General features: G+C 66.6%; 24 protein-coding genes. 18 read left to right on the top strand and 6 right to left on the bottom strand.

Going from position 1 to position 23,915, the window contains the following annotated elements; genetic code table 11:
• Positions 1-22: 22 nt before the first annotated feature.
• The 14 genes from mobA (at position 23) to B9Y82_RS09645 (ending at position 15,701) form a co-directional block, all read left to right on the top strand.
• Positions 23-565 (top strand): molybdenum cofactor guanylyltransferase, encoded by a 543-nt coding sequence (gene mobA, locus B9Y82_RS09710; protein WP_049439037.1) that lies wholly within the window; start codon positions 23-25, stop codon positions 563-565.
• Positions 562-927, top strand: a complete 366-nt coding sequence (locus B9Y82_RS09705; RefSeq protein WP_049439036.1) for a DUF7009 family protein — start codon at positions 562-564, stop codon at positions 925-927. The genes mobA and B9Y82_RS09705 overlap by 4 nt, the downstream gene beginning before the upstream one ends.
• Before the next feature lie 145 nt (positions 928-1,072).
• Complete coding sequence (locus B9Y82_RS09700; protein WP_100472837.1) at positions 1,073-2,491, top strand: NarK family nitrate/nitrite MFS transporter; 1,419 nt, start codon at positions 1,073-1,075, stop codon at positions 2,489-2,491.
• A 72-nt stretch (positions 2,492-2,563) separates the two neighbouring features.
• Positions 2,564-6,307, top strand: a complete 3,744-nt coding sequence (locus B9Y82_RS09695; RefSeq protein ID WP_100472834.1) for a nitrate reductase subunit alpha — start codon at positions 2,564-2,566, stop codon at positions 6,305-6,307.
• Positions 6,307-7,851, top strand: coding sequence for a nitrate reductase subunit beta (gene narH / locus B9Y82_RS09690; RefSeq protein WP_012511273.1), 1,545 nt, complete (start codon positions 6,307-6,309; stop codon positions 7,849-7,851). Before B9Y82_RS09695 ends, narH begins: the two co-directional genes overlap by 1 nt.
• Positions 7,851-8,531, top strand: a complete 681-nt coding sequence (narJ, locus tag B9Y82_RS09685; protein ID WP_065723459.1) for a nitrate reductase molybdenum cofactor assembly chaperone — start codon at positions 7,851-7,853, stop codon at positions 8,529-8,531. The genes narH and narJ overlap by 1 nt, the downstream gene beginning before the upstream one ends.
• Entirely contained in the window at positions 8,528-9,235 is a 708-nt protein-coding gene (gene narI / locus B9Y82_RS09680) for a respiratory nitrate reductase subunit gamma (protein ID WP_100472831.1), read from the top strand. The genes narJ and narI overlap by 4 nt, the downstream gene beginning before the upstream one ends.
• A 3-nt stretch (positions 9,236-9,238) precedes the next feature.
• Complete coding sequence (locus tag B9Y82_RS09675; RefSeq protein WP_100472828.1) at positions 9,239-10,138, top strand: peptidylprolyl isomerase; 900 nt, start codon at positions 9,239-9,241, stop codon at positions 10,136-10,138.
• 23 nt (positions 10,139-10,161) lie between these two features.
• Positions 10,162-11,493 (top strand): MFS transporter, encoded by a 1,332-nt coding sequence (locus B9Y82_RS09670; RefSeq protein ID WP_100472825.1) that lies wholly within the window; start codon positions 10,162-10,164, stop codon positions 11,491-11,493.
• Between the two features lie 97 nt (positions 11,494-11,590).
• Positions 11,591-12,805: a coproporphyrinogen III oxidase gene (locus tag B9Y82_RS09665; protein ID WP_100472822.1), complete on the top strand. Its 1,215-nt coding sequence runs from the start codon at positions 11,591-11,593 to the stop codon at positions 12,803-12,805.
• Positions 12,806-12,816: 11 nt separating this feature from the next.
• Positions 12,817-13,593 carry a helix-turn-helix domain-containing protein gene (locus B9Y82_RS09660; RefSeq protein ID WP_100472820.1) on the top strand — a complete coding sequence of 259 codons (777 nt, stop codon included), beginning with the start codon at positions 12,817-12,819 and terminating at the stop codon, positions 13,591-13,593.
• Between the two features lie 19 nt (positions 13,594-13,612).
• Positions 13,613-14,356 (top strand): molybdate ABC transporter substrate-binding protein, encoded by a 744-nt coding sequence (modA, locus tag B9Y82_RS09655; RefSeq protein WP_100475207.1) that lies wholly within the window; start codon positions 13,613-13,615, stop codon positions 14,354-14,356.
• Positions 14,357-14,359: 3 nt separating this feature from the next.
• Positions 14,360-15,043 carry a molybdate ABC transporter permease subunit gene (gene modB, locus B9Y82_RS09650; RefSeq protein ID WP_100472817.1) on the top strand — a complete coding sequence of 228 codons (684 nt, stop codon included), beginning with the start codon at positions 14,360-14,362 and terminating at the stop codon, positions 15,041-15,043.
• Positions 15,033-15,701 (top strand): sulfate/molybdate ABC transporter ATP-binding protein, encoded by a 669-nt coding sequence (locus B9Y82_RS09645; protein ID WP_100472814.1) that lies wholly within the window; start codon positions 15,033-15,035, stop codon positions 15,699-15,701. Before modB ends, B9Y82_RS09645 begins: the two co-directional genes overlap by 11 nt.
• Positions 15,702-15,806: 105 nt before the next feature.
• Here the strand turns inward: B9Y82_RS09645 and B9Y82_RS09640 are convergent, their stop codons facing one another.
• From B9Y82_RS09640 to B9Y82_RS09620, 6 genes are all read right to left on the bottom strand, one after another.
• Entirely contained in the window at positions 15,807-17,336 is a 1,530-nt protein-coding gene (locus tag B9Y82_RS09640) for a diflavin oxidoreductase (RefSeq protein ID WP_100472811.1), read from the bottom strand.
• Positions 17,333-17,761 carry a PAS domain-containing protein gene (locus tag B9Y82_RS09635; RefSeq protein WP_005409905.1) on the bottom strand — a complete coding sequence of 143 codons (429 nt, stop codon included), beginning with the start codon at positions 17,759-17,761 and terminating at the stop codon, positions 17,333-17,335. Before B9Y82_RS09635 ends, B9Y82_RS09640 begins: the two co-directional genes overlap by 4 nt.
• A gap of 136 nt (positions 17,762-17,897) precedes the next feature.
• Complete coding sequence (locus B9Y82_RS09630) at positions 17,898-18,371, bottom strand: hypothetical protein (RefSeq protein ID WP_100472808.1); 474 nt, start codon at positions 18,369-18,371, stop codon at positions 17,898-17,900.
• A 380-nt stretch (positions 18,372-18,751) separates the two neighbouring features.
• A complete protein-coding gene (locus B9Y82_RS20610; RefSeq protein WP_157804620.1) occupies positions 18,752-19,333 on the bottom strand; it encodes a hypothetical protein in 582 nt (193 codons plus the stop codon).
• A gap of 220 nt (positions 19,334-19,553) precedes the next feature.
• A complete protein-coding gene (locus B9Y82_RS09625; protein ID WP_005409898.1) occupies positions 19,554-19,868 on the bottom strand; it encodes an AzlD family protein in 315 nt (104 codons plus the stop codon).
• Positions 19,865-20,596: an AzlC family ABC transporter permease gene (locus B9Y82_RS09620; protein WP_100472805.1), complete on the bottom strand. Its 732-nt coding sequence runs from the start codon at positions 20,594-20,596 to the stop codon at positions 19,865-19,867. The genes B9Y82_RS09625 and B9Y82_RS09620 overlap by 4 nt, the downstream gene beginning before the upstream one ends.
• A 127-nt stretch (positions 20,597-20,723) precedes the next feature.
• Between B9Y82_RS09620 and B9Y82_RS09615 the strand changes: the two genes are divergently transcribed.
• From B9Y82_RS09615 to B9Y82_RS09600, 4 genes are all read left to right on the top strand, one after another.
• Positions 20,724-21,188, top strand: a complete 465-nt coding sequence (locus B9Y82_RS09615) for an Lrp/AsnC family transcriptional regulator (protein WP_005409896.1) — start codon at positions 20,724-20,726, stop codon at positions 21,186-21,188.
• A gap of 396 nt (positions 21,189-21,584) precedes the next feature.
• The gene (locus B9Y82_RS09610) at positions 21,585-22,265 is read left to right on the top strand and encodes a TonB C-terminal domain-containing protein (protein ID WP_100472802.1); all 681 of its coding nucleotides are present in this window, start codon (positions 21,585-21,587) and stop codon (positions 22,263-22,265) included.
• A gap of 16 nt (positions 22,266-22,281) precedes the next feature.
• Positions 22,282-22,812, top strand: a complete 531-nt coding sequence (locus B9Y82_RS09605; protein ID WP_094001013.1) for an RNA polymerase sigma factor — start codon at positions 22,282-22,284, stop codon at positions 22,810-22,812.
• Positions 22,813-22,881: 69 nt separating this feature from the next.
• Positions 22,882-23,862 (top strand): FecR family protein, encoded by a 981-nt coding sequence (locus tag B9Y82_RS09600; protein WP_100472799.1) that lies wholly within the window; start codon positions 22,882-22,884, stop codon positions 23,860-23,862.
• Positions 23,863-23,915: the final 53 nt, after the last annotated feature.

The following is a 23,915-nucleotide window of genomic DNA, read 5'->3' as shown; positions in this document are numbered from 1 at the left end:
CGCATGGCGTGGCTCCACTGCGATGAGCATCAACGGCATCGTGCTGGCCGGGGGCCTGTCCAGCCGGATGGGGCGCGACAAGGCGCTGCTGCCGTGGCAGGGGCGCACGCTGTTGGAACACATGCGGGGCCTGTTGATGCAGGCGGGCGCGCGCGAGGTCTGGGTCAGCGGCAATTACCCGGCGTTCGGCGCCGTGCCGGACCGCGTGGCACGTTGCGGGCCGCTGGGTGGGCTCTACAGCGTGGCGATGCGCATGCCCGATGGCCCGGCGTGGGTGGTGCCGGTGGACACGCCGTTGCTGGCGCCGCAGCTGCTGCAACGGCTGGCGGCAGAGCGGCAGGGGGCATGCACGATCTTTGACGGGCATCCCTTTCCCATGCTGCTGAATGTGGACAATGCCACTCGTAGCGTGCTGGCCGCGATGCTGGATGATGCGCAGGGGCAGCGCTCGGTACAGGCCTTCCAGCGTCGCCTGCAGATGCACGTGCTGGCGCTGGAAAGCGTTGACGAAGCCTGCCTGGTCAACTGCAATACCCCCGAACAATGGGAGGATGTTGCGTCATGAAAGTGCAGTTGCAGGACCAATCGGTACGGCTTCGCCTGGATGAGGCCGAACTGGCGCGCCTGCTGGCCGGCGAATCGGTCGAGAACATGACCCGCTTCGGCGGTATCGAAGGCTGGGGCATGGCGGTCTCGCTGCATGGCGGCGAGCAGCCCGTGCTGCTGGACGGTGGCACCTTCTGCCGCCTGGTGCTGCCACGTTCGGCCGTTGAGGCCTTGGCGGCGCGGCTGCCGTGCCGTGATGGCCTGCCGTTCGACATTGCCCTGGAAGATGGCGGCCAGCTTCAGCTGCAGTTCGATGTGGACGTGCGTGACAGCGTGCGCCAGCGCGGGGTGACCCGCCGCAACACCGCTTCATCGGTTTGACATTTGTCAGGGGCAGGCTGGAAACCGGCCCCTGATTGATCCAGATCAACCCCGTCGTCCGTGCTGCACGGCCTAATGGCTGCATGACGACGGGTCACAACTTGAAACGCAGTACCCACGTCATTCCACAGCCTTGGAGCCATGTATGACCGTCGGTAGCGATCCTGTTGTCCGCAGCACTGCCCGTCCGGGTCGCGTCATCAGCGACTGGACGCCGGAGGACCCCGGCTACTGGGAGCGCACCGGCAAGCGGGTCGCCACCCGCAACCTGGTCATCTCGATCCCCTCGCTGCTGCTGGCCTTCTCGGTCTGGGTCCTGTTCTCGGCGGTGTCGATCAGCCTGCCGAAGATCGGCTTCAACTTCAGTACCGACCAGCTGTTCTGGCTGGTGGCGCTGCCCAGCCTGTCCGGCGCCACCCTGCGCATCTTCTATTCGTTCGTGATTCCGATCTTCGGCGGCCGCCGCTGGACCGCGCTGTCGACCGCGTCGTTGCTGGCGCCGACGCTCTGGCTCGGCTTTGCGGTGCAGGACCCGGCCACGCCCTACTGGGTGTTCGTGGCCATCGCGATCCTGTGTGGCTTCGGTGGCGCGAACTTCTCGTCGTCGATGTCCAACATCTCCTTCTTCTACCCCAAGCAGAAGCAGGGCCTGGCGCTGGGCCTGAACGCCGGCCTGGGCAACGTGGGCGTGTCGGTGGCGCAGGCGGTGATTCCCCTGGTCATCACCGTGGGCGTGTTCGGTGCGCTGGGTGGTGCACCGCAGCCCACGGTGGAGGGTGGGGCGCCGCTGTTCCTGCAGAACGCCGGCTTCATCTGGGTGCCGGCCATCGCGCTGTGCGCCATCGCGGCCTGGTTCGGCATGAACGACCTGACCAGCGCCCGCTCGTCGTTCTCCGAACAGGCGGTGATCTTCCGCCGCAAGCACAACTGGCTGATGTGCTGGTTGTACATCGGCACCTTCGGTTCCTACATCGGCTTTTCGGCCGGCTTCCCGATGCTGGTGAAGAGCCAGTTCCCGGATGTGAACCCGCTGGCCTACGCCTTCATCGGCCCGCTACTGGGGGCACTGATGCGCTCGGTGGGTGGCAGCATGGCCGACCGCTGGGGTGGCGCACGCCTGACTTTCTGGGTGTTCGCGCTGATGATCGCGGCGGTGTTCGGCGTGCTGCACTTCCTGCCCAGTGATGGCCAGGGCGGCAACTTCCATGGCTTCCTGCTCAGCTTCATGGCGCTGTTCGTGCTCAGTGGCATCGGCAACGGCACCACCTTCCGCATGATCCCGGTGATCTTCCGCACCCTGCACGAGCGCTGGTCGGCCAACGACAACGCCGAGGGCAAGGTGGCTGCTGCCCACCAGGCCAGCATCGAATCGGCCGCGGTGGTCGGCTTCTCCGGTGCGATCGGTGCCTACGGCGGCTTCTTCATTCCCAAGAGCTACGGCTCATCCATCACCTTGACCGGCAGCCCCGACATGGCGCTGTACGGATTCGTTGTTTTCTACGTCACCTGCCTGGCCGTGACCTGGTGGTGGTACTACCGGCGCGGTGCCGAGACACCCTGCTGACGACATGAAAACGCACCGCAGCCAGATGACACACACAGCCACGATGCCGATGTCCGCAAAGGGAGACCCCCGATGAGTTATTTCCTCGATCGCTTGCAGTTCTTCAAGCGTGACCCCCAGACCTTTGCCGATGGCCACGGATTCGCCAAGAGCGAAGGCCGTGACTGGGAAAACAGCTACCGCGCCCGCTGGCAGTACGACAAGATCGTGCGTTCCACCCACGGCGTGAACTGCACGGGTTCGTGCAGCTGGAAGATCTACGTCAAGAACGGCCTGGTCACCTGGGAAACCCAGCAGACCGACTACCCGCGCACGCGCCCGGACCTGCCCAACCATGAACCGCGTGGCTGCCCGCGTGGCGCCAGCTATTCCTGGTACCTGTACAGCGCCAACCGGCTGAAGTACCCGCTGATCCGCGGCACGCTGCTGCGCCTGTGGCGCGAAGCGCGCAAGAGCAAGGCCCCGGTCGACGCCTGGGCCAGCATCGTGGAGGACAAGGAGAAGGCGCGCTCGTACAAGACCCGCCGCGGCATGGGCGGCTTCGTGCGCCTGCAGTGGGAAGAGGCCAACGAGATCATCGCCGCCTCCAACCTGTACACGGTGAAGCAGTATGGCCCGGACCGCGTGGTCGGCTTCTCGCCGATTCCGGCGATGTCGATGGTCTCCTACGCCGCCGGCGCGCGCTACCTGTCGCTGCTGGGCGGCGCCTGCCTGTCCTTCTATGACTGGTACTGCGACCTGCCGCCGGCCTCGCCGCAGATCTGGGGCGAGCAGACCGACGTGCCCGAATCGGCCGACTGGTACAACAGCCGCTACATCATCGCCTGGGGCTCGAACGTGCCGCAGACGCGCACGCCCGACGCGCACTTCTTCACCGAGGCGCGCTACAACGGCACCAAGACGGTGGCGATCTGCCCGGACTATTCCGAGCTGGCCAAGCTGACCGACCATTGGCTGCACCCCAAGCAGGGCACCGACGCGGCACTGGCCTTCGCCTTCGGCCATGTGATCCTGCGCGAGTTCCACGTCGATTCGCCCTCGCAGTACTTCCAGGACTACTGCCGCCAGTACTCGGACATGCCGATGCTGGTGCGCCTGGAACGCCGCGACGATGGCCGCCTGGTGCCGGGCCGTTTCCTGCGTGCCAGTGAACTGGGCGGGCTGGGCGAAGCCAACAACCCGGACTGGAAGACGCTGGCCTATGACGAGACCAGCGGCCAGATCGTGGTGCCCAACGGCTCGATCGGCTTCCGCTGGGGCGAGAAGGGCAAGTGGAACATCGAGGAGAAGGAAAGCAAGGGCGCCGAGACACGCCTGCGCCTGAGCCTGGCCGATGGCCATGAGGGCATCGAGGCGGTGAGCTTCCCGTACTTTGGTGGCATCGAGACCGACGGCTGGACTGCCGCGCCGGCCGACGACGTGCTTGAGCGCCACATCCCGGTGCGTCGCCTGGCGCTGGCCGACGGTGGCCAGACCCTGGTGGCCACGGTCTACGACCTGCTGCTGGCCCAGTACGGCGTGGACCGTGGCTTTGGCGGCGGCAACGTGGCATCGAGCTTCGACGACATGGTGCCGGGCACCCCGGCCTGGCAGGAGCGCATCACCGCCGTGCCGCGTGCCGAGGTGATCGAGATCGCCCGCGAGTTCGCGCGTACTGCCGACAAGACCCATGGCCGTTCGATGATCATCGTCGGCGCGGGCATGAACCATTGGTTCCACAACGACATGAACTACCGCGGCCTGATCAACATGCTGATCATGTGCGGTTGCGTGGGCCAGACCGGTGGTGGTTGGGCGCACTACGTGGGCCAGGAGAAGCTGCGCCCGCAGACCGGCTGGCAGCCGCTGGCGTTCGGCCTGGACTGGAGCCGCCCGCCGCGCCACATGAACGGCACCTCGTTCTTCTACTTCAACACCGGGCAGTGGCGCTACGAGAAGCTGCAGGTGGATGAGCTGCTCTCGCCGCTGGCAGATGCCAGCAAGTACAGCGGCAGCCTGGCCGACCTGAACCTGCGCGCGGTGCGCATGGGCTGGCTGCCGTGTGCCCCGCAGCTGGACCGCAACCCGCTGCAGTTGGCACGCGAGGCCGAAGCGGCCGGCGTGGCCCCGGCCGACTATGCGCTGGGCAAGTTCAAGGACGGTTCGCTGGACTTCGCCTTCGCCGACCCGGACGCCAGCCAGAACCACCCTCGCATGATGTTCATCTGGCGCTCGAACCTGCTGGGTTCCTCGGGCAAGGGCCACGAATACATGCTGCGGCATCTGCTCGGCACGCGCCATGGCCTGCAGGGCAAGGACCTGGGCGAGATGGGGGCGATCAAGCCGGAGGAAGTGAGGTGGCGTGACGAGGCACCGGAAGGCAAGCTGGACCTGCTGGTCACGCTCGACTTCCGCATGTGCACCACCGCGCTGTACTCGGACATCGTGCTGCCAACCGCGACCTGGTACGAGAAGGACGACCTCAACACCTCGGACATGCACCCGTTCATCCACCCGCTGTCGAAGGCGGTGGACCCGGCGTGGGAATCGCGCAGCGACTGGGAGATCTTCAAGGAGGTCGCCCGCACGGTGAGCGAGATGGCGCCGGGCGTGCTGGGCGTGGAGAAGGATCTGGTGCTGGTGCCGACCCTGCACGACACCCCCAACGAACTGGGCATGCCGTTCGGCGTGGCCGACTGGAAGAAGGGCGAGTGCGAGGCCATCCCGGGCCAGACCATGCCGTCGATGACGGTGGTAGAGCGCGACTACCCGAACCTGTACCGCAAGTTCACCTCGCTGGGCCCGCTGCTGGACAAGCTGGGCAACGGCGGCAAGGGCATGAGCTGGGACACCAAGCACGAGGTCGAATTCCTCGGCAAGCTCAACCACACCGTGCACGAGGCGGGCGTGAGCCAGGGCCGTCCGGCCATTTCGACCGCGATCGACGCGGCCGAGGTGATCCTGCACCTGGCACCGGAAACCAATGGCCACGTCGCAGTGAAGGCCTGGGAGTCGCTGGGCACCTTCACCGGCCGCGAGCACACCCACCTGGCGGTGGGCAAGGAGCACGAGGCGATCCGCTTCCGTGACATCCAGGCGCAGCCGCGCAAGATCATTTCCTCGCCGATCTGGTCGGGCCTGGAGGACGACAACGTCAGCTACAACGCCGGCTATACCAACGTGCACGAACTGATTCCGTGGCGCACGGTGACCGGCCGCCAGCAGTTCTACCAGGACCACGAGTGGATGATCGACTTCGGCGAGGCCTTCATGGGCTACCGGCCGCCGGTCAACACGCGCACGGTGGAGCCGCTGCTGAACCAGCGCCCGAACGGCAACAAGGAGATCGTGCTGAACTGGATCACCCCGCACCAGAAGTGGGGCATCCACAGCACCTACAGCGACAACCTGATCATGCAGACGCTGTCGCGCGGCGGACCCATCGTGTGGATCAGCGAGGACGACGCGCGCAGCGCCGGCATCGTCGACAACGACTGGATCGAGCTGTTCAACGTGAACGGTGCGATTGCCGCGCGTGCGGTGGTCAGCCAGCGCGTGATGCCGGGCATGGCGATGATGTACCACGCCCAGGAACGCATCATCAACGTGCCGGGCTCGGAGATTTCCGGTACCCGCGGTGGCATCCACAACTCGGTGACCCGGATCGTGCTCAAGCCCACCCACATGATCGGCGGCTACGCGCAGCTGGCCTACGGCTTCAACTACTACGGTACCTGCGGCACCAACCGCGACGAATTCGTGATCGTACGCAAGATGGACAAGATCGATTGGCTTGATGGCGAGGCCGTACCGGCCGCCGCCAAGGAGGTGGTGTGATGAAGGTCCGTGCACAGATCGCGATGGTGCTGAACCTGGACAAGTGCATCGGCTGCCATACCTGCTCGATCACCTGCAAGAACGTCTGGACCTCGCGCGAGGGCGTCGAGTACGCCTGGTTCAACAACGTGGAAACCAAGCCGGGCATCGGCTACCCGAAGGAATGGGAGAACCAGGACAAGTGGAACGGCGGCTGGGTGCGCACCCGCGCCGGCAAGCTGGTGCCGCGTGCCGGTGGCCGCTGGCGCATGCTGGCCAAGATCTTCGCCAACCCGGACCTGCCGCAGATCGACGACTACTACGAGCCGTTCGATTTCGACTACCAGAACCTGCACACCGCCAAGGACAGCCAGCACCAGCCGACCGCACGGCCGCGCTCGCTGATCAGTGGCGAGCGCATGCAGAAGATCGAGTGGGGCCCGAACTGGGAGGAAATCCTGGGCTCGGAGTTTAGCAAGCGCTCGCGCGACTACAACTTCGACCAGGTGCAGAAGGAGATCTACGGCGCCTTCGAGAAGACTTTCATGATGTACCTGCCGCGTCTGTGCGAGCACTGCCTGAACCCGGCGTGCGTGTCGGCGTGCCCCTCGGGTGCGATCTACAAGCGCGAGGAAGATGGCATCGTGCTGATCGACCAGGACAAGTGCCGCGGCTGGCGCATGTGCGTGTCGGCCTGCCCGTACAAGAAGATCTACTACAACTGGAAGAGCGGCAAGTCCGAGAAGTGCATCTTCTGCTACCCGCGCATCGAGATGGGTGAGCCGACGGTGTGCTCGGAGACCTGCGTGGGCCGCATCCGCTACCTGGGGGTGATGCTGTACGACGCCGATCGCATCGCCGAGGCCGCTTCGGTGGCCGCCGAGAAGGACCTTTACCAGGCCCACCTGGACATCTTCCTGGACCCTAACGACCCGGCGGTGATCGCCGCCGCGCGCAAGGAAGGCATCCCGGACAGCTGGCTGGACGCGGCCAAGCAGTCGCCGGTGTACAAGCTGGCGATCGACTGGAAGCTGGCGCTGCCGCTGCACCCGGAATACCGCACGCTGCCGATGGTCTGGTACGTGCCGCCGTTGTCGCCGATCCAGTCAGCCGCCGAGCGTGGCCGCGTGGGCATGAGCGGCGAACTGCCGGACGTGGCGTCACTGCGCATTCCGATGCGCTACCTGGCCAACCTGCTGACGGCCGGTGACGAGGCGCCGGTGGTGCGCGCGCTGGAACGGCTGATGGCCATGCGCGCCTGGCGCCGGGCCAAGAACGTGGACGGCGTGGAAGACACCGCCGTGCTGGAACAGACCGGGTTGAGCATCGCCCAGGTGGAAGAGATGTACCGCTACCTGGCCATCGCCAACTATGAGGACCGTTTCGTGATTCCCACCGGCCACCGCGAATACGCCAACGATGCCTTCGGCGAGCGCGGCGGCTGCGGCTTCACCTTTGGAAACGGCTGCAATGGTGACAGCCCGGCCGACCTGTTCGGTCAACGCAAGAGCACCACCTTCGTGGTGGACAAGGGGCCGAACCACCGCCGCAAGGAGGTGGTGTGATGAGCGTGCTCAAGCTGGTCGGGGTGTTGCTGGACTACCCCCGTGAAGAACTGTGGCAGCACGGCGAGGAACTGCTCGCCGCCTGCGACGATCCGGCACTTGGCGCCGCCCGCCGCCAGCAGCTGCGCAGCTTCGTGCAGCAGCTGCTGGCCACCGATGCGCTGGATGCGCAGGCGGCGTGGCTGGCCAGTTTCGACCGTGGCCGCTCGATGAGCCTGCTGCTGTTCGAGCACATCCATGGCGAGTCGCGCGACCGTGGCCAGGCGATGGTCGATCTGGTCGAGACCTACCGCCGCAACGGCTTCGAGCTGGATGCACGCGAGCTGCCGGACTACCTGCCGCTGCTGCTGGAGTTCCTGGCCCATCGCCCCGGCAGCGAGGCCCGCGAGTGGTTGCACCACATCGGCCATATCGCCGGGATGCTGGCGGCGCGTGCGGCCGAGCGCGAGCTGCCGCACCGGGTGCTGTTCGAGATCCTGGTCGAAGCCGGCGACGGCAAGGCCGATCTGCAGGCGCTGCGCCAGCGTGCCAGCGAGGAAGTCCGCGACGATACCGCCGAGGCCATGGACCGCTTGTGGGAGGAGGAGGCGGTGCGCTTCGGTGCCGAAGCCCCCGCTGAAGACTGCAAGCCGCCCGTGCGTTCGCCGGCCCGTCCTTCGCATCGAGAGGTCCAGCCATGAGTTACTCCCTGCATCAATTCGCCTTCCAGTACTACCCGTACATCGCCGTGGCGGTGCTGCTGATCGGCAGCTGGGCGCGCTATGACAAGGCCATGTACACCTGGCGCACCGGCTCCAGCCAGATGCTGTCGGACAAGGGCATGCGTATCGGCAGCAACTGCTTCCACATCGGCATCCTGGCCATCCTCGGTGGCCATCTGGTCGGCCTGCTGACCCCGCACGCGGTGTACGAGCACTTCATCACCTCGTCGCAGAAGCAGATGCTGGCGATGGTTGTGGGTGGTCTGTTCGGCGCGCTGTGCTTCATCGGCATCAGCATCCTGCTGGTACGCCGCCTGTTCAATGCGCGCGTACGGGCCACCGGCAGCTTCGGCGATACCCTGGTGCTGGTGCTGCTGTTCGCCCAGCTGTGCCTGGGCCTGTACAGCATCCGCATCTCGTCCGGCCACCTTGATGGTGGGGTGATGGTGCAGTTGGCCGAATGGGCGCAGCACATCGTGACCTTCCGCGCCGGTGCCGCCGATTACATCGAGGGCGTCAGCTGGGTCTACAAGATGCATATCTTCCTGGGCCTGACCCTGTTCCTGATCGCACCGTTCACTCGCCTGGTGCACGTGTGGAGCATTCCGATCAGCTACCTGTGGAGGCCGTACCAGGTGGTGCGCCGCCGCCAGGCCACGCTGCGCTACGGTCCGCGGGAGTAAACCATGGGCAGCCTGCCGAAATTCCTGCCGATCACCGTGATCGACTCCGCCGCACCGGTTCCTGCCGAGGCGCATTCGCATCACCACGACGCGGCAGCGCAGGGGCCGCGCTCGCTCGGGCAGCCGGCGCCGTGCCGGCTGTTCGTGGACGAGACCGCGATCAGCGAGGCCGATATCGCCCGTGAAATGCAGCACCACCGGGCGATGCGCCCGGAACAGTCACGCGCCGAAGCGGCGCGTGCACTGGTGGTGCGCGAGCTGCTGCGACTGGAAGCGCAGCGGCTGGGCCTGCAGGCGCCGGAGGGCGGCCGGGTCAGCGATGAAGAGGTGCTGATCCAGCAGCTGCTGGAAGACGCGATCGAGGATCGGGTGCCGACCGACGCGGACTGCCGCCGCTACTTTGAGCAGAACCCCGAGCGCTTCCGCTCGCCCGATCGCGTGCGCCTGCGCCATATCCTGCTGGCCGCGCCGGCCGACGATGTGGCCGGGCGCTTCGCCGCTCGCACCGAAGGCGAGCGGCTGGTCGGGTTGCTGAAGGAATCGCCGCACCTGTTCGCCGATTTCGCCCTGCGCCATTCGCGCTGCCCGTCCAGCAGCGAAGGTGGTGACCTGGGCTGGCTGCAGCGCGGGCAGACCACGCCGGAGTTCGACCGCCAGGTGTTCCGCCTGCGCGAAGGCCTGGCCGGGTTCCCGGTGGAAACGCGCTGGGGCTACCACGTGGTCTGCGTCGATGCCCGCGAGGAGGGCCAGCCGCAGCCATTCGAGGCGGTGCTGCCGCAGCTGCGTGACTATCTTGAACTGCAGGTGCGCCAGCGCGAGGTGCAGGCTTACCTGCTGCAGCTGCAGGAACGCTACCCGGTGCGCGGGCTGGACGAGATCGAAGCCGAAGCGGATATCGGCTGACCCCCATTGAACGAGGAAATCCCATGAACCAGGCGCTTGCCCCCGCCAGTGCCGGGCAGCAGCAGCGTGCGCTGTGGCTGAGCACGTTCGCCTTCACCGTGTGCTTCGCGGTGTGGATGATCTTTTCGATCATCGGTATCCAGATCAGCCAGCAGCTCGGGTTGAATGACACCCAGTTCGGCCTGTTGATCGCCACGCCGGTGCTGACCGGTTCGGTCAGCCGGGTCTTCCTCGGCATCTGGTCCGACCAGTTCGGTGGCCGCAAGGTGATGGTGCTGGTGATGCTGTGTGGCGCTGTGGCCACCTGGATGCTGACCTACGCGCAGACCTACACCCAGTTCCTGATCGCCGCGCTGTGCGTGGGCATCGCCGGTGGCAACTTCTCGGTAGGCGTGGCCTATGTGTCGAAGTGGTTCCCGGCCAGCAAGCAGGGCACTGCGCTGGGCATCTTCGGTGCAGGCAACATCGGCTCGGCGGTGACCAAGCTGCTGGCGCCGCTGGTGATGGTGGCCGCCGGATGGACCATGGTTGCCAAGGTATGGGCGGTAGCGCTGGCCGTCACCGCGGTACTGTTCTTCCTCTTCAGCAAGGAAGACCCGTCGCTGGAGCAGCGCCGCCGCGAAGGCGTGAAGCCGGTCCCGTTCGCGGAGCAGATGGCGCCGCTGAAGAACCTGCAGGTGTGGCGGTTCTCGCTGTACTACTTCTTCGTGTTCGGCGGCTTCGTGGCGCTGGCGCTGTGGCTGCCGCACTACCTGGTGGGCGCCTATGGCATGGACGTGGGCCACGCCGGCATGCTGGCGGCGTGCTATTCGATCCCGGCCAGCCTGTTCCGCGTGGTCGGTGGCTGGATGTCGGACCGGATGGGCGCGCGGCGGGTGATGTACTGGACCTTCGGCGTATCGGCCATCTGCACCTTCCTGCTGGCCTATCCGGATACCGAGTATGTGGTGCAGGGCATCCATGGCCCGATCCACTTCCATCTGGCCATCGGCGTGGTGATGTTCACCGTGCTGGTGTTCGTGCTGGGCTTCTTCATGTCGCTGGGCAAGGCGGCCGTCTACAAGCACATTCCGGTGTATTACCCGCAGCACGTGGGTGCGGTAGGCGGCGTGGTCGGCATGATCGGTGGCCTGGGTGGGTTCATCCTGCCGATCGTGTTCGGCGCGTTGAACGATGCGGTCGGCATCTGGAGCAGCTGTTTCATGCTGCTGTTCGTGCTGGTGGCGGCCGCACTGGCGTGGATGCACTTCGCGATCCGTCGCATGGAACGCCGCCACTTCCCGCAGATCGACCGCGAAACCGATCTGCCCGAAGCCATTGATGCGGCCGCCGCCGAGCGGGTGCGCGCTGGGTGAAGGCGCGTGCCGGCCCCTGGCCAGCATGAACGCGCAGATGCGCCACGCTTGATTTCAATCAGGGCTACGCGAAGAGGAACGCCCGAAGATGTGTGCCATGAGCTTCCACGTCGATGAGAGTGAGGACACTGCGCTGCAGGCGGCACTGCTGCGGCAGCCCCGGCACGTGCTGTTTCCACCGGCTGACCAGTTCAGCACCGGCTTTGGCGAAAGCGGGTGGCGCGCCGCCGTACGCGCCAGCAACGAGCACCTGATACCGCGCGGCTTGACGCTCGGCTTCCAGGCCGGTCGTGGCGGACGCGATGCGCCACCGCAGGCGTATCTGGATACCCTGATGCTGGCGTTGCGGCTGCAGGCCGACGCTCTGGCCGAGGATCGCGAAGTGGTGGCGATGGTGTTGCAGCTGGGATTGGCCGAGACGCTGCCGCCGCCCCAGCTGGGCCAGCTGCTGGACGCGGTGCCGCAGCACCTGCGCACGGTGGCGCGGCCACAGGTGGAGGTGCGGCTGGACGCCGGCAGCGCGCTGGCGCCGGCGCAGCTGCGCGCGGTGGGCTGCACCCGCCTGAACGTGATCGATCGTGCCGATGCGCCGGGGCCGACCCTGCTGGCACAGGCGCGGCAGGTCGGCTTCACTGCGCGCTACTACCAGCTGCGCGTGCCCAGCTGCGAGGACGCCGGCTTCATCGAACGGCTGCATGAAGTTCTGGCTGAAGCACCCGAGCGTATTCTGCTGCCGGCGCCGTGTGCGCTGCCAGAGCATGCCTCGGCCGCACGATGGCTGCAGAGCTGGCGGCTGCTGCGCGCAGCCGGCTACGAGGCGATCGGTGGCGATCATTACCAGCGGGGCGACCTGCCGAACCCGCACGGGCCGGGTGACGGCCAGCGCCATTGCGACCTAGCCGGCGTGCCGCGTCGCGACCGCAGTGATTTCATCGGCCTCGGCCTGTCTGCCTGCAGCCAGATCGGCGAGGTGTTCTACCGGCTGGAGGACGAACTGGGTGAATGGCGTGCGCGTTTGCAAGCGGGTCACATGGGTGTGGCTGCCGGGCTGATTCTGTCCGAAGACGAGCGCTTGGTGGCTGAAGTGGCGCAGAGCATCGCCTGCGACCATGCCCTCGATGCCGCGGCCTTCGAATGGCGCAACGAAGAACCGTTCGAGGAATGCTTCGCCGAGCAGCTGCCCGCGCTGTCGCCGCTGCTGGCGCGCGGCTGGGCACACTGGGATGCACGCGTGCTGCGGCTGGCCGAAGAAGGGCGCCTGCTGTGGCGTATGATGGCCGCATGCTTCCGGCCGGCGGCCGCCATCGCTTGAGTCCTGCCTCGATGTCTTCAACTCCGCCTACCCAGGGCCGCCTCGGCCGGGCCACGCCGAATCCCGCTGCCGCCGATGACGGCGACGCGCTGCATTTCTGCAGTACCTGTGCATTTTCTGATGCCTGCATGTCGCAGGGGTACGACAAGACCGCGCTGGGCGACCTGCACGTGCTGGTCGACCACGTCGGTCCGTTCCATGCGGGTGACTACATCTTCCGCGCCGGCGAATCGTTCGATTCGATTGCTGCGGTGCGCGCCGGCATGGTCAAGACCTTCGTCGATGACAGCCAGGGCAACGAGCAGGTGCTGGGCTTCAGCCTGCCGGGCGAAGTGATCGGCCTCAACGCAATTCACGGTTCGCGCTTCCCCTGCAATGCGGTGGCGCTGGACACCGTGCACCTGTGCCGCATCTCGTTCCCCAAGTTGAGCCTGCTGGCCACGCGCATGCCGGGGCTGCAGGCCAAGCTGTTCAGCCTGCTCAGTGCGGAGATCGGCAAGGTCGCCACGCTGGCCGCCAACCACCGTACCGAAGAGCGCATGGCTGCGTTCCTGCTGGACATGTCCGAGCGTTACGCGCGGCGCGGTTTTTCCGCCACGCGTTTCAACCTGACGATGGCACGTACCGAGATCGCCAATTATCTGCGGATGGCGCCGGAAACCGCCAGCCGCGTGCTGCGCCGCCTGAGCGATGATGGGATCATCGCGGTGAAGCAGCGTGAGATCCTGCTGCTGCAGCCCGAGCGTCTGGCGGCGCTGGCGGTGGCCGACGAATCTGATCCGAACTGAACCTGGCCGGGAGCCGATGATGAAGCGCGCTGGACTGTTGTTGCTGGGACTGCTGGCCACGCTGCCGGCCTGGGCGGCCGAGCTGACGGTGTCGGCGGCCTCCAGCCTGACCGAGAGCTTCCGCGAACTGGGCGCTGCCTATGAGAAGGCGCACCCGGGTACCAAGGTCGATTTCAACTTCGCCGCCTCTGGCGTGCTGCTGCAGCAGATCAGCCGTGGCGCGCCGGTGGACGTGTTCGCGTCGGCCGATGAAACCACGATGGACCAGGCCCAACAGCAGGATCTGCTGGCGGTTGGCACCCGCGAGGTGTTCGCGGTGAACGCGCTGTGGGTGGTGGTGCCGCCGCAGGCCAAGGCCGCGCCGCGTAGCTTGAAGGACCTGGCCGGTGCCGGCGTGCAGCGCATCGCACTGGGCAACCCGGACAGCGTGCCGGTCGGCCGCTATGCCAAGGGCGCGCTGCAGGCAGCCGGTCTGTGGCCGTCGGTGCAGGGCAGGATCATCACCACGCAGAACGTGCGCCAATCACTGGATTACGTGGCGCGCGGTGAAGTGGATGCCGGCTTCGTCTATGCCACCGATGCGCAGGCGATGCCCGACCGGGTGCGCCGCGCCTTCGTGGTGCCGGTGTCGGGGCGCATTGCCTATCCGCTGGCGGTGACCAAGGCCAGTGCGCAGCCGGCCGAGGCCAAGCGGTTTGCCACGTTCGTGCGTTCGGCGCAGGGCCAGGCGATCCTGGCCAGGCATGGGTTCGGCAAGCCCTGAGGCATGGATCTCGACTGGAGCGCACTGGGGTTGTCGCTGAAGGTGGCCGGCTGGGCCACTGCGATCAATCTGGTGCTGGGCGTTGCTCTGGGCGCGCTGCTGGCGCGCCGTCGCTTTCCCGGTCGCGAGCTGCTGGATTCGGTGTTGACCCTGCCGATGGTGCTGCCGCCGACCGTGCTGGGTTATTACCTGCTGGTGCTGATCGGCCGCAACGGACCGATCGGTGCATGGCTGCAGTCGTGGTTCGGCATCAACCTGGTGTTCACCTGGCAGGCGGCGGTGATTGCTGCGGCGGTGGCTTCGCTGCCGCTGGTGTTCAAACCGGCGCGCGCGGCGTTCGAGGAAGTGGACGGTCAGCTGGAGCAGGCCGCACGCACGCTCGGTGTGTCCGAAGCGGCGGTATTCTTCCGCATCACGTTGCCACTGGCCTGGCGCGGCATCCTTGCCGGCCTGTTGCTGGCGTTTGCACGCGCGATGGGCGAGTTCGGCGCCACGCTGATGGTGGCCGGCAGCATTCCGGGCCGCACGCAGACGCTGTCGATCGCCATCTACGAAGCGGTGCAGGCCGGTCAGGACGGCAAGGCCAATGCGCTGGTGATCCTGACCTCGGTGGTGTGCATCGTGATCCTGCTGCTGGCCGCGCGGCTGGTGGGCAGGCGTCGCCGGGAGCTGCGTGATGTGGCTTGACCTGCAGGTACAGCGCCGACTGCAGGCGGCCGGCCAGAGTTTCGTGCTGGACGTGGCGTTGCAGTGCACGCAGCGGCAGGTGGTGCTGTTCGGACCCTCCGGCGCGGGCAAGAGCCTGACCCTGAAGGCAGTGGCCGGGTTGCTGAGGCCAGGCCAGGGCCATGTGCGCCTGCAGGGGCAGACGTTGTTTGACGGGGCGGCAGGCGTGGACCTGCCGCCGCAGCGTCGGCGGCTGGGTTATGTGTTCCAGGACTATGCGTTGTTCCCGCACCTGAGCGTGCGCCAGAACGTGGCGTTTGGGCTGGAGAAGGGCTGGCTCAATCCGCGCGCCGGCCAGCGCTTCGAGGCGGTGGAGCAGTGGTTGCATGCATTCCGTATCGACACCGTGGGCGATCTGCTGCCCTCGCAGGTCTCCGGGGGACAGCGTCAGCGTACCGCCCTGGCGCGTGCCCTGGTGACGCAGCCGCAGGCGCTGCTGCTGGATGAGCCGTTCTCCGCGCTGGACCATGATCTGCGCCAGCACCTGCGCCAGGAGCTGGAGACCGTGCTGGACACCACCGGCATCCCGCTGCTGTTGATCAGCCACGATCCGCAGGATGTGGCGATGTTCGGCCAGCAGGTGGCGCGCATGGTGGACGGCCGCATCGTCGGCGGTTGATCCGTGATGGTAGTGCCGGCCGCTGGCCGGCAACCGTGGAATCCGGGGCAGCCGGCCAGCTGCCGGCTCTACTGATCCAGGGTTCGTGCGGTCCAGTGGAATGGATCAGTACAACTCGCAGTGCGTGCGGCCTTCACCTCGCAGCGCGTCCCAGTGCCCTTCGCCACTGATGGCATCGATGGCCTCGCGCACCGCGCCTTCCAGGTGGCTCTTGTTGCCGCACAGGTAAAGATGCCCGCCGCGGGCCAGCACATCGCGCACTTCATCGCCGCGCTGCTGCAGCACATGCTGCACATAGACCTTTTCGGCGCCATCGCGCGAGAACGCGGTATGCAGGCCGGCCAGCACACCACGCGTGTGCCAGTCCTGCAGCTGGTCGCGATACAGGTAGTCGTGCTGGCTGTGCTTCTCGCCGAACACCAGGTGCACTTCGCGTTGGCAGGCGGTGGCCTGCAGCTCCTGCATCAGGCCCATCAGCGGCGCGATGCCGGTGCCGGTGCCGACCAGCAGAAGGGGAGCTTCGCCGGTATCTGGCAGATGGAAGCCGGGATTGGAGCGGCAGTACACACGGGCGTGGTCGCCGCCGTGCAGCAGGCTGCCGGTGGCAGTGCCGAAGCGCTCGCGGCCGCGCAGGGTGTAGCGTACTTCGCGCACGCACAGGCTCAGCTGGTCGTTGCAGGGGTGCGAGGCGATGGAATAGGCGCGCGGCAGTCGCGGTGACAGTAGTTCGCGCAGCCGGGCCAGCGGCACGCTGTCCGGCGTGGCGTGGTCCTGCAGCACGTCCAGCACGTCCAGCCCGTGCAGGTAGGCTTCGAACTCGCGCTTCTGGCTGACCTTCAACAGGCCCTTCAGCACCTCGCTGCCGCCGAGCTTGGCCAGTTCGCGCAGCACGCCCTTGCTCAGCAGGCGCAGCTCGCGGTCATGCAGGGCGGCCACGGCGGCGGTGTCGCCGTACCAGGTGGCCAATGCCTGCAGCAGGGCAGGGTCGTTCTCGGGTACCACGTGCAGGGTGTCGCCCGCGCGGTAGGCCATGCCGCTACCGGCAATATCCAGCTGCAGGTGCCAGGCGGCCGGGTCGCTGCTGTTCAGGCGGCGGCGTTCGAGAATGGGGGCGGCAAAGGCGTTGTCTTCGCCATAGGCGGTGACCTGCAGGCGCAGGTCCTGGCCAGCACTGAGGTCGCCATCCAGCACCTGGCCGAGGACCGGCTGCCATTGCTGGAAGAACTGCTCGTAGCCCAGGTCGGCATCCACGCGGTGCAGCAGCGGCTGCGCCTGGCGCTCGCTCAGCGCCGCATCCAGCGCCTTGGTGAAGCCACAGAAGCTGGGGTAGCCGGTGTCACCAAGGCCGAACACCGCATAGCGCAGGCCGCTCAGCGTCGGAGTCTGGCGCAGTGTTTCGAAGAACTGCTCGCCGTTGGCCGGCGGTTCGCCATCGCCGAACGAGCTGGAAATCGCCAGCAGCACATCGCCCTGGCCGAGGCTGGCCACGTCGATGTCATTGAAGGGGAGCACCTGCGGCGCGTGCGGCTGCAGGTCCGCGCCCAGGCGCTGGGCCAGGGCGCGGGCATTGCCCGACTCGGACGCGAAACCCACCAGCAGGCGGCTGAAGGGCGTACTGGTCGGGAGGGCGTTCACGCGGCCTCGTAGAAGTCGTCGAACTTTTCCTTGCTGAACTCGACCAGGTCGTAGTTCTGCATCAGGTCGTTCACCACGCGGCGGATGCTGATGTACGAGGTGATGTTGCCGTCGGCGTCGAACAGCGGCTGCACGGTGGTGTCGACCACGTAGAGCACGCCACCCTTACCAAGGTTGGGCACGATGCCGGTCCAGGTCTTGCCGGCCTTGATGGTGTCCCACATGTCCTTGTAGACGGCCTTGGGCACATCCGGATGGCGCACGATGCTGTGCGGCTGGCCGATCAGTTCCTCGCGGGCGAAGCCGGTGAGCGTGCAGAACAGGTCGTTGGCGTAGGTGATGTTGCCCTGCAGGTCGGTGGTGGAGATCACCATGACGTTCTGCATGGCGTTCAGCAGCTGGGCGTTGTCGGGGGTGTAGCTCATCGCAGGGTCCTTGTGGATGCCGGTAACGCCGGCGTGTTCGGTTCCTGCATAGAAATACGCCCGCACGGCGGCGGGCGGTTTGACATTGATCAAGTAGGTGGCGCGATGGCCTGCGACCGGGTGTCGCAGGGGGCGTTCACTGCTGCTGGGGAAAGCCGATGGTCTCGTGGCAATGCTGCACGAGGTGGCGACCTCCCTCATTGATGTGCAAGATGTCTGCGCCACCGAAGAACCGCAGCAGTGCTGCCCCGGTCGTACTGCCCGCATGCGCGGAGCGCCTGGCTGCGGATGGCAGGAACGGATCAGCTCGCGGATCATGTCCGCCAGGCAGATCCGCACGTGCAAGGGCGCCTTCGATCACTAGCTGGGCACATGAGCCTGCCAGATAGGCGTCTGGTTCCCGCTGCCGGCCGCGCCGCGGCTGCCCTGACAATGCGGTGGCGATATGCTGGAACTCATGGGCGGTGGTGGCGATCACGTGCCTGCGCAGTGAGTCGGTGTCGGGGCCGGAGGGAAACCAGAAACTGACCATCTGGCCCTGCGGCTCTGGTCCTGGCAGCTGTCGCCAGATGCCGCCTCCGTCACTTACGATCGTGAGCTGATAGCGCATTGGTGTCCGTTCCTGCCCATTGGCCTGGAGCGGCAATTCAGCGGATCGTGCGGCGGCCTCGCAGAGCCGCGACGCCTGCATGGCTGAAAGCGCTCGATCTGCCCAGAGGACTCGAGTTGTGACGGATGACCTCCTGCACTCGATGGATCGATTGGGATACTCCGAGCTTTCCGGGCCGGGTAGCACCGATACTGTGCTGATCTTCAGATGCGAGAAAGGGCCTCGCAGCAGGGTGGCATACCCTCCATCGGGACTGACCAGGTTCCGGGGAGGCAGCTGGAGGGATTGGCACGCACTTGTGGCCAGAAGGATTGCCGCCAGCCCAGCATAGTGCCCGAGGGCGGGGTCTGGTTGGGTACGCCTGGACTGGCGGCGCTGCATCAGGGGGTCAGCCCGCATTGATACGGCGATGGATATTTCGTACAGACTTGAAAGTCCGAGACTGAGGCCGCCTTGGTGGCTCCGCCGTATCGAGAGGCCGCCGCGATGGTGTTTGGTCCAGGGGCTGCACCTACATCGAATGTTGCGAGGTCGTACCTCAACTCGGTCGCTGGACCGGACGCAGATGCGGCCCAGGCGTTCGCATCATCCGGATCGACAAGCCGGAGGACGGTTCCTGTTCGATGCCATTGGAACTGCTTGGCGGCGATGGTGGCTCCTTGCCGGGCATCAAACAACAGCAGGGTTACGAATCCATTGGCTGGGAAGGCTATGGATGAACCCGAGACGTCGATTTCGAACTGCGCGGCATCTGGTACTTCTGATGTCGACGCCAGCAGAACTCGCTCGAACCAAGGTAGGCCATCGCTTTCGCCTACGCCGATCTTGCCTCCAATCCTGCCTTCTATCCGGCACTTCTTGGTTTCTTCGCACGATGCGCTCAACTGCCACTCCATCGGCCCGCAGCCAGCAGAGACGAGGGTGATACCGACAGCTGCCACGACAACTCGCAGATTGCTCATTGGTAATCTCCACGTTGGACGTCGATTGACCGATCAGCTCAACCTGCTGATTCGGCAGTCGATCCGTACCGGCTCAGGCTCGATCAGGCAATCGGAAGTGTTTCAAGGACCTCTGGTAGCTGGCTCCGGGCCTCATTCGACGCGCCAGACACATGCGCAGGTCGCGCCAATGGCGACACTTGCGCCTACACTCACACCACGTGGGGAACTCGCGGGCGCATCAGCCCATCAGATAGCGCAGCACGCCGGCCGAGACCACGCCGATCAGCACGGTCGGCAGCATCGACAACCGTGTGGCGGCCAGCAGGGTGATCGCCAGCGCGGCCAGGTCGGCGGGCTTGTCGGCGACGAAGTCGGGCGCGATCACCGAGATCAGCACGCAGCCCGGCGCGGCTTCCATCACCGTTACCGCGCGCTTGCTCAGCGTGCGGTTGCGCAGGGCGAGGAAGCCGACGATGCGGGTCAGGTAGGTGGCGGCGGCCATCAGCACGATGGTCAGCACCGAGGTCCAGTGGATCAGGCCGTTGAAGATCATGCTGCGTCCTCCGCCAGCAGCCAGGCCGCGGCCAGGCCCGCCAGTGCGCCGCTGGCCACGTACCACGCACCCGGCACCAGCAGGTAGGTGGCAGCGGCCACCACCAGGCTGACCAGCCAAGGCCGCGCGGCCTTCATGCCCTGCCACATGCCACGCAGCAGCACCAGGAACACGGCGGGGAAGGCCATGTCGAAACCGTAGGGGTGGATGTCGCCCAGCATCGGCCCAACGATCGCGCCCAGCGCGGTGCAGGCGACCCAGACCGTGTACAGGCCTGCCGACACGCCCAGGTAATAGGCCAGGCTGAAGCCGAACGCACGGCGCCGTGCATCGGCCACGCCCATGGCCCAGCTTTCGTCGCACATGAAGAACAGTGCCGGCAGCACCCGGCGGCGCGGCAGATGCTGCAGCACTGGGGCCAGGCTGGCGCCCATCAGCAGGTGGCGGCTGTTGACCAGCGCGGTGATCGCGACGATCAGCGCGATGTGCGGCGGCGAGGTCCACAGTTCGACGGCGGCGAACTCCGAGCCGCCGGCGAAGTTGAGGCCGGTCATCAATGGCACTTCCAGGGCGCTGAGGCCTTTCTGGGCGGCCTGGGCGCCGAGCACCAGGGCGAAGGGAATGAAGCCGATCATCACCGGCACGGCGGCGCGCAGGCCGCGCAGGAATTCGGCACGCGGCGCGGTATCGCAGGTGTCGGGCAGGGGGAGGGTGGTACGGGCGTCCATGGAACGGCACAACGAGGTGGGGGTGGCCCATGCTATCGGTCCGATCGCGAAATCGGGTTGCGTTGATGCCATTTGATTCGGGAATATTGAGATTCCATGCGGCCAATGGCGCCAAAGGTGAAATTCCATGCAGTACCAGCTCGACAACCTTGATCGGCGCATCCTCGACGCCCTGCAGCGTGACGGACGCCTGCAGAACCTGGAGCTTGCCCGGCAGGTCGGCCTTTCGCCCTCGGCCTGCCTGCGGCGGGTGCGGCTGCTGGAGGAGGGCGGCTACATCGACCGCTATGTTGCCCTGCTGAATGAGGCCAAGGTGGGACGTGGCTTCACGGTGTTCGTGCGGGTGTGGCTGCGCGGGCAGGACGAGGACACGACCAATCACTTCATCAACAGCATCAAGTCTTTCCCGGAAGTACTTGAATGCCATCTGATGGCGGGGGACTGCGATTTCCTGCTGCGGGTGGCGGTGGCGGATCTGGATGCCTACCGGCAGTTCCAGATGCAGCACCTGAACCGGATTGCCGGGGTGCAGAACACCAAGACCGAGATCCCGATGCAGCGGATCAAGCAGACGACCCAGTTGCCGCTTTGAGGGATGGGGGTTGTGGCCGGGTTGCACCCGGCACCCGCAGAGGCAACGGCCGGAGCAACAGCGTGCATTCCGTGGGACGGCGGGGTAGGTCCGGTTGCAGGGGGCATGAGCTGCTCTTGGTGGGTGTCGACCTTGGTCGACACGATTTGGTCGGCACGGGTCGGATCCCGTTGCTGCGCAACGGGCTCTGACCCCAGGCGTGACGTGGTCTGTTCGATTCATTGATGCCCGATGCGTGACTGGCTTCATGGCGCCAGTCACGCCGCCAGCCGTGGGTGGCGGTCATCGCAATGACATGTGACCCCGGTACGGTTTGAGCCCGCTTGCTGGTCGCGCGCGGGCCGGGTTCCGGTCGTGGGCGCGTCCACTGCAGCTGCTGTCGCTGCCGAGGGTCATGTGTTCTACGTCAGGGGGCTGAATGGACACCATGCGGTCAGAACTTGGAAGGTGGCCATCGCCGCATGGCTGCTGCTGTCCTCTGCCGCTGCCGCGCAGGACGGTGTTCATGCCTACGATATCCCTGCGCAGCCGCTGGAACAGGCGGTCGAGCGCTTCAGTGTCATCAGCGGGTGGTCGGTGATGTACCCGGGCGACCTCGCCGCGGGCCGCAGCAGCCATGCGCTGCGCGCCAGCCTGATGCCGCTGCCTGCGTTGCAGATGCTGCTGCAGGACACCGGCATCGAGGCCGAGGTGATCGGCGAGCAGCGCGTGGTGCTGCGCCGGGGAACGTCCTCGGCCGCCGAACCCGGTGTTGGCGTCGATCTTCCCGAGGCCGAACGTCGCCGCCGCTATGGCGGCCTGCAGCAGCGCCTGCGCGCGGCGTTCTGTGACGACCCTGAGATCGCGCCCGGCCGCTATGCCGCAACCCTGCGCTTCCGCGTCGACGCCGAGGGCCAGGTGCAGCAGCCCGAACTGCTGTCCGGTAGTGGCAGTGCCCGCCGCGATGCGCGCCTGCTGCAGGCGCTGCAGGGCCTGGTGCTGGCGCCCGATGCCGCTGCGCTGCCGCAGCCGGTGACGCTGCAGATCCGTCCTTCCGGCACCGACCACGACTGTGGCCGGCGCGCGCCCCTTCCATGACTTCAAGGATCCGAACATGAGCAACGGTACGGCTGGGGCAGTTGACCTGATGGACCACCTTCTGGGGGCCTACGACGAGCTGAAGCGCCGCTTGGTGCGCAAGCTGGGCTCGGAAGAGCTGGCCGGCGACGCGCTGCAGGACACCTGGATGCGCCTGAGTGCGCGCCGTGACCGTCTGGATGCCGTGCAGAATCCCGCGGCCTACCTGCTGCGCATGGCGATGAACACCGTGATCGACCGCCAACGTGCCGACCACCGCCTGCTGAGCCTGGAAGAGGTGGATACGCTGATGGACATGGCCGACCCAGCACCGGGCCCGGCGCAGGTAGCTGAGCTGGACTTCGCGCTGGAAGACATGGTCGGGCTGCTGCAGCGCATGCCCGAGCGTCGTCGCCGCATCCTGCTGGCGATCCGCGTCGACGGCCTGCAGCAGCGCGATGTCGCCGATCACCTGGGCGTGTCGCTGCGGCTGGTGCAGCGCGAGCTGAAGGCGGCCCAGGACTATCTGGCCGAGCGCAGCGGGCAGGGGCGCCAGGTGCGGTTCTGAGCGGCGGCATCCGTCTACACTTTGACGCCGAGCAGAACCCCGCAGCGTGCGGGTCCGGCATGAGTCCCCATGGATCCTGACGATCGCCCGCAACGCCCGCTGGATGCCGTCGAGCGTCAGGCCCACGCGTGGGTGGTGCGGCTGACCTCGGGCGAAGCCACTGCCGCTGATGCACGCAGGTTTCGTGCGTGGTGCGAGGCCGACCCCCACCATCGCGAAGCGTTCGGCCGGGCGCGCCGGCAATGGGAACAGGTACGGCTGGCCGGCGAGCAGCTGCCCGCCACGGCACGGCAGCCGGTCGCGCCGACGCCGGCCCAGCGCTGGAGCCGGCGCGCCTTCCTGGGCGCCGCGATTGCTGCGCCAGCCAGCCTGGTGGTGGTGGCGGCGATCCGCCCACCGCTGGGGCTGTGGCCGTCGGTGACGGCCATGACGGCCGATTTCCACACCGGCACCGGCGAACGGCTGCGGATCGCGCCCCTGCCGCAGTTGAAGATCGAACTGGATACGCAGAGCAGCCTGCGCCGCCGTGCGGACGCGCAGGGCGAAGGCTTCGAGCTGGTGCAGGGCCAGGCCGCGATCGAAACCGAGGCTGGCCTGCGCCTGGCCTTGTTCGCGGGGCCAGGCTGCGTGATTGCCGAGGAAGGTGCGGTGCGCCTGGACGTGCGCAATACCCATGGACAGGTACGGGTGACCTGCCTGCAGGGCAGTGCACGCATCGAGCACCCACAGGGCCGCCTGCAGCTGCAGGCGGGCCAGCAGACCCAGTACGACGAGCGCCTCAGTGGCGTGGTGGCCGAAGCCGTGGCCTCGGAAGTGAGTGCCTGGACCGAAGGCATGCTGGTATTCCGCCGCGCACCGCTGCGCGAGGTGGTGGATGAAATCAACCGATACCGCCGCGGCAAGGTACTGCTGGGCGAATCGGCGTTGGCGCGTGCCCCGGTCAGTGGCCGCTTCCGCATCGATGATCCGGACGCCGCGCTGGAGCAGCTGCGACTGACGATGTCGCTGGATCTGCGTCGCTTTCCGGGTGGCATTGCCGTCCTTGGTTAGGTGAAGACGCTGGCTGCGCGCGCCGCGCGGGGCTGTTGCAAGCACGGAGAAGC

It is taken from the genome of Stenotrophomonas maltophilia (assembly GCF_002799155.1).
GTDB classification, from domain to species: domain Bacteria; phylum Pseudomonadota; class Gammaproteobacteria; order Xanthomonadales; family Xanthomonadaceae; genus Stenotrophomonas; species Stenotrophomonas maltophilia_R.
This window is presented reverse-complemented; position numbering and strand designations above follow the sequence as displayed.